6 protein-coding genes are annotated in these 5,302 nt (G+C 55.9%); all 6 read left to right on the forward strand.

The annotated features are described in order from the left end of the window. A partial coding sequence (locus QM579_RS05700; RefSeq protein ID WP_414998214.1) for a YicC/YloC family endoribonuclease occupies nucleotides 1-879 on the forward strand: 879 nt, incomplete at its 5' end. Nucleotides 880-882: 3 nt separating this feature from the next. After that, nucleotides 883-1,137 carry a DUF370 domain-containing protein gene (locus QM579_RS05705; RefSeq protein WP_183718242.1) on the forward strand — a complete coding sequence of 85 codons (255 nt, stop codon included), beginning with the start codon at nucleotides 883-885 and terminating at the stop codon, nucleotides 1,135-1,137. Then, nucleotides 1,137-1,745 carry a guanylate kinase gene (gene gmk / locus QM579_RS05710; protein ID WP_414998215.1) on the forward strand — a complete coding sequence of 203 codons (609 nt, stop codon included), beginning with the start codon at nucleotides 1,137-1,139 and terminating at the stop codon, nucleotides 1,743-1,745. The genes QM579_RS05705 and gmk overlap by 1 nt, the downstream gene beginning before the upstream one ends. 80 nt (nucleotides 1,746-1,825) lie before the next feature. Further along, nucleotides 1,826-2,533 carry an orotidine-5'-phosphate decarboxylase gene (pyrF, locus tag QM579_RS05715; RefSeq protein WP_414998216.1) on the forward strand — a complete coding sequence of 236 codons (708 nt, stop codon included), beginning with the start codon at nucleotides 1,826-1,828 and terminating at the stop codon, nucleotides 2,531-2,533. A 162-nt stretch (nucleotides 2,534-2,695) separates the two neighbouring features. Next, a complete protein-coding gene (locus tag QM579_RS05720; protein WP_414998217.1) occupies nucleotides 2,696-3,562 on the forward strand; it encodes a tetratricopeptide repeat protein in 867 nt (288 codons plus the stop codon). Nucleotides 3,563-3,586: 24 nt separating this feature from the next. Then, a partial coding sequence (gene recJ, locus QM579_RS05725; protein ID WP_414998218.1) for a single-stranded-DNA-specific exonuclease RecJ occupies nucleotides 3,587-5,302 on the forward strand: 1,716 nt, incomplete at its 3' end.

Here is a 5,302-nt window from a genome sequence, read left to right on the forward strand (position 1 = left end):
CTCCGCAGCATGACCGGCTTTGGCCGCTGCCTTGTAGAAAATACCCATATAATCCAGCAATGGGAGGTCAAAAGCGTCAACAGCCGCCATCTTGACCTCAAGTGGCGTCTGCCTCTGGCCGTGCGCAGCCTTGAACCCCGTCTGGAAAAAGTCGTTCGCCGTTTTGCTTCGCGGGGGCGGGTGGACATCAGCCTTATCCTGCAATATGCCCCCGGCGACACACCCGCCATGCGGTTTGACTCAAGCCAGGCGAACGCCATGCTTGAGAGCCTGTACGCCCTTGCCCAGTCCCGAAACGAAGATTTCACGCCAGACTACAACGCGCTCCTGCAAATATCTTCGCTGTGGGGCGACAATGGCGAAGAAATGGACGAAGAGCTGACCACCAGCCTTGAAGAAGGCCTGGCGCTGGCACTGGAAGACTGGAATGACGCCCGCGCCACTGAAGGCCGCGCCCTGGGCACCGACATGCACTCACGCATCTTGCGCATGGAAGAATGGACGGGACTTATTGCAGAACGCGCCCCGGCCATCAAGGAAGAGCGCGCAAACATCATGCGCGAACGCATTGGCGAGGCTCTGTCCCAGAACGGTCAGGAACTGGAAGAAGGCCGCTTTCTGCAGGAAATAACCGTTCTTGCCGACCGCCTGGATGTGAGCGAGGAACTGACGCGCCTGACCACCCATCTGGAGCGTCTGCACGACCTTTTGCAGTCCGGCGGCGACGCGGGACGACGTCTGGATTTCACCCTCCAGGAATGCTTTAGAGAAATAAACACCTGCGGCAACAAGCTGCCGGATGTGCAGCTTTCGCGCCTGGTGGTAGATTTTAAAAATGAACTGGAAAAATGCCGCGAGCAGGTCCAGAATCTGGAATAAGCCATGTCTCGTGAACGCCTGATTAATATTGGTTTTGGTAATTATGTTCTGGCGGGCCGGGTCGTTGGTATTGTCAGCCCATCATCGTCGCCCATGAAGCGCCTGCGTGAAGACGCACGTTCTCAAGGCCGACTTATTGATGCGACACAGGGGCGTAAAACGCGCTCAATACTGGTGACGGACTCAAATCACGTTATTCTTTCGTCCATCCAGCCTGAAACTATCAGTCAACGTTTTGCGCAAGAGGAAGGAATCTGATGCCCCGAAAAGGCATTGCTCTGGTTATAAGTGCGCCCTCCGGGGCCGGAAAGACTACATTGGTCCAACGCCTTCTGCGAGAATTTCCCCAGTTTGGCTACTCGATTTCCTGCACCACTCGTCAGCCCAGGCAAGGTGAGGTAGACGGTAAAGATTACGTATTTCTCAGCCGCGAGGAATTTGAACAGCGGCGTGCCCAAGGGTATTTTGCAGAGTGGGCAGAGGTACACGGCAATCTTTACGGTACCCCATTGGCGCCGGTGAAAGACAGCTTGCAGCGCGGTCAGGATGTGCTTTTTGACATTGACGTACAAGGCGCGGCCCAATTGAAGCTTTCTCTGGCTGAGGCCGTCTTTATTTTTATCCTTCCTCCCAGCATGACCGAGCTGGAACACCGTCTGCGCAGCCGTGCTCTGGACGATGAAGCCACCATCGAGCGCCGTATGTCCAATGCCCGGCAAGAGATGCTTGAATCCCGCTGGTACGATGCGTTGGTGATCAACGACGATCTGGACACAGCGTATGACGCTCTGCGTTCAGTCTTTGTGGCGGCAAGCCTTGCGCCATTCCGCAGCCCTGATCTGCCGGAAAAGCTGCTGGACTGCTAAGACCATCCAGCACTGCATCAGAGAGCAGCCGCACAGCTTGTGCGTGACATACACCAAATGAAATTACTGGACACAGGTTCATGACAAAAGCGCTTTCCAATCCGCAACTGATTGTTGCTCTGGACGTACCGCACAAGACGGAAGCTCTGGCGCTTGCCCGCGCACTGGCAGGCACCGCCCCCTGGTGCAAGGTGGGCATGGAAATGTTTACCCATGCTGGGCCTGCCCTGCTTGAGGAGCTGGTTGCACTGGACTATAAAGTATTTCTTGATCTCAAGTTTTACGACATCCCCCACACGGTAGCTCAGGCAGTCAAAGCGGCATCGGGCATAGGCGTGGACATGATCACGCTGCACTGTCAGGGCGGCGAGCGTATGTGCCACGCGGCCCGGGAGGCTGTAGCTGGCCTGTCCGGAAAGAAGCCTCTGCTTTTTGGCGTTACAGTGCTCACAAGCTTTGCCCACGGTGAAATGCCGGGCATAAAGGAAAGCACTGCCGACTTTGCACTTACCCTGGCCAAAGGCGCACAAATGTGGGGCCTGGACGGTGTGGTCTGTTCCGGGCATGAGGCCTCTGGCATCAAGGCATCTTGCCCCGGCCTCATGTGCCTGTGCCCTGGCATACGCCCTTCCGGCTCCGCAGCAGACGACCAGCGCCGCACAATGACCCCGGCTATGGCTGTGGCTGCCGGAGCAGACTACCTTGTGGTAGGCAGGCCCATCATCGCCGCAACCGACCCACGCGTTGCGGCTGAACAAATTCTGGCAGACATGACTTCTGCTTTATAGAGCATTTTACCTTTAAAAAGGGTAAAATGCTCTAGCACTGCATGAGAGTGCAGCGCGCCGCAACACGGCGTAAATTCTGCCCCAAATTGTATCTTGGGCAGAATGACAACTTTGAAATGTAAAGCATTCCAAAGTTAATATGCTCTAGAAACGGGGATTCAGATGGCTGGCCAGGAAATTACAAAGACCACGCAAACGGCTTCCAAGCCAGACGCAGCTGCAGCACAGGGGCATAAAAAAGCCGAAGTGCGCGGCGTGTTTTCCACGCAGGAAGTTCGCCGGGTGGGCACTGGCACCACGACCCGTAAAACAGTACAAAAAACATTCTGGTTTATTGAACAGCACGGCAATGTCTTCGAATGCCAGCCGCTCAACACCAACTATGTCCCCACCGGCCCCAAACGCAAGGTCACGATGGACGAACTTATCGCCAAGTTCGCCCCAGAGCCGGAATTTTATCTCAACTCCGTCTATCCCAAGATGCAGGAAATGCAGCGGGCAGTTGATAGCGGCGACGAGCACAGGGAAAAAGGGGAAAGTTTTACTGCCGAGTTCGAGTACTCACGCGCCCTCAAAATAGATGAGGATAACGTACGGGCCAACTTTGGCATTGGCCTTACCTATCTTGAGCGCGGCGATGCCAGCAAGGCGCAGGATATTTTTGAGCGCCTGGTAAAACTGGACGGCGCTTTTGAGGCTGAGCACAAGCATTTGTTCAACGACTTCGGCATCAGCCTGCGTAAGAACAAAATGTTGCAGCAGTCTCTGGAATATTATCGGCGCGCTCTTGAACTGACAGAGAATGACGAAAATCTTTACATGAACCTGGCTCGGGTGCTGCTGGAGACCAAGGATATCACCGGTTGTGTTGATAATCTGCTCAAGGCTCTTGAAATTGCCCCCAGGCACGAAGCTTCGCTCAAGTTCCTTGCGTGGCTTATCCAAAATAAACTCGTGCCCGCCGACAAGATTGATGGCGTTCGCGCTGCCCTGCAGGCAGCGGCACAGGGCACTGGCACCACATCCTGAAATAGACACTGATTCTGAGGTTCCGTGAAAAACTGGCTTTTCCGCGTGCCCCCTGAGGGCACCCCCGCTTCACCGCCCTCGTCATGGGCTGAAGATCTCTCCATTTCTCCCCTATTGCTGGAAATTCTTTGGCGGCGCGGCTTTGAGCAAAAGCAGACCATCAATGCTTTCCTTGATGCCCGGCTTGATACGCTGACGCCGCCCCTTCTGTGGCCGCAAGTTCCCGAAGCCGCGCAATTGCTGGCGCAAGAACTGCTGGCGGGCAAAAAACTGGCGGTATGGGGCGACTATGATGTGGACGGCATCACGGCTGCGACCTTGGTTCTTGACGTACTGGAGAGCCACGGGCTGGAAGCCCTTTGGCATATCCCTGATCGCCGCACCGAAGGTTACGGCCTTAACGTTGCTCAGATAGAAGCTCTGGCGGAACAGGGTTGTGGTATTCTGCTTACCGTGGACTGCGGCATAGCTGACGTTGAAGCCGTACAGCGCGCCAGCCAGCTGGGCATGACAGTTGTCGTCTCCGACCACCACCTGCCTCAGGAAAACTTGCCGCCGGCTCATGCCATCTGCAATCCCCGGTTATGCCCGACAGATTCTCCCTGCCCGCATCTGGCCGGAGTAGGCGTAGCTTTCTACCTCATGGGAGCAGTCAACGCGGCTCTGGCGCCGCATACGGGTCGGCGTCACAAAATGGATCTCTGCCTTGACCTGGTAGCTCTGGGTACCCTGGCCGACCTCATGCCGCTCACAAGCGAAAACCGCATTCTGGTACACGCAGGTCTGCAACATCTGGCCAAGGCTTTGCGACCGGGCATTGCTGCTCTCAAAGTCGCTAGCGGCATGGATGCCAAAACCAGACTCTCCAGTGGCCAGGTAAGCTTTCAGCTCGTGCCACGCATCAATGCCGCCGGGCGTATAGGCAATGGCGAACTTGCTCTGCAACTCCTGCGACAGAAAGATTTTTCTTCTGCCCTGCCCCTGGCCCAACAACTCGACGCGCTCAATACAGAACGCAAGAGTGCAGAAAGCGAAATCCACAATGAGGCCCGTATTCAGGCTCTGGACATGCTTTCGCGCGAACCACTGGCCAGCCTCGTGCTGTATGGAGAAAACTGGCATCCCGGCATTGTCGGCATTGTCGCCTCACGCATTGTGGAAGAATTTTACCGCCCGACTATCATACTTTGCCACGATCAGGGAAATCTCAAGGGATCAGGACGCTCGGTACGGGAGTTTGACTTGCACGCGGGGTTACACCAAACCTCCGAGACTCTTCTGGGGTTCGGCGGGCACAGGCTGGCGGCAGGCGTACGCCTTGCCCCTGAAAACCTTGGCAGCTTCCGTAGCGCTTTTGAGACAGTTGTGTCCCAAAAACTCGGCACAAGCCCCTTAAGCCCAAGCCTGACGCTGGAGTGCCAACTCAGCTTTGATCAAGCCAGCAACCAGAGCTTTCTCAAAGAGCTTGAAATGCTCCAGCCTTTTGGTCCAGGCAATGCCGAACCTGTTTTTGCCTCGCCGCCACTGCTCGTCAAAGAGCGTTTGCCTCTGGGCAGAGGCGGCGAGCACGTAAGGCTGCGCCTTCAGGACGAACACAGCGGGCTTATACTTACAGCCAAGGCATGGCGCATGGGGCAGGCATTGTCACCAACGATTGTAGGCAAACGCATCCGGGTCGCCTATACCCCGCGCCTTGATACATATAATGGCATTACTTCCGTGGATGTGGGCATCAAGGAC

Source organism: Desulfovibrio sp., assembly GCF_047607245.1.
GTDB lineage: Bacteria > Desulfobacterota > Desulfovibrionia > Desulfovibrionales > Desulfovibrionaceae > Desulfovibrio.

Coding starts and splice junctions, on each gene's coding strand:
- pyrF (WP_414998216.1), top strand. CDS start 1,826: ATGACAAAAGCGCTTTCCAATCCGCAACTGATTGTTGCTCTGGACGTA.
- gmk (WP_414998215.1), top strand. CDS start 1,137: ATGCCCCGAAAAGGCATTGCTCTGGTTATAAGTGCGCCCTCCGGGGCC.
- QM579_RS05705 (WP_183718242.1), top strand. CDS start 883: ATGTCTCGTGAACGCCTGATTAATATTGGTTTTGGTAATTATGTTCTG.
- QM579_RS05720 (WP_414998217.1), top strand. CDS start 2,696: ATGGCTGGCCAGGAAATTACAAAGACCACGCAAACGGCTTCCAAGCCA.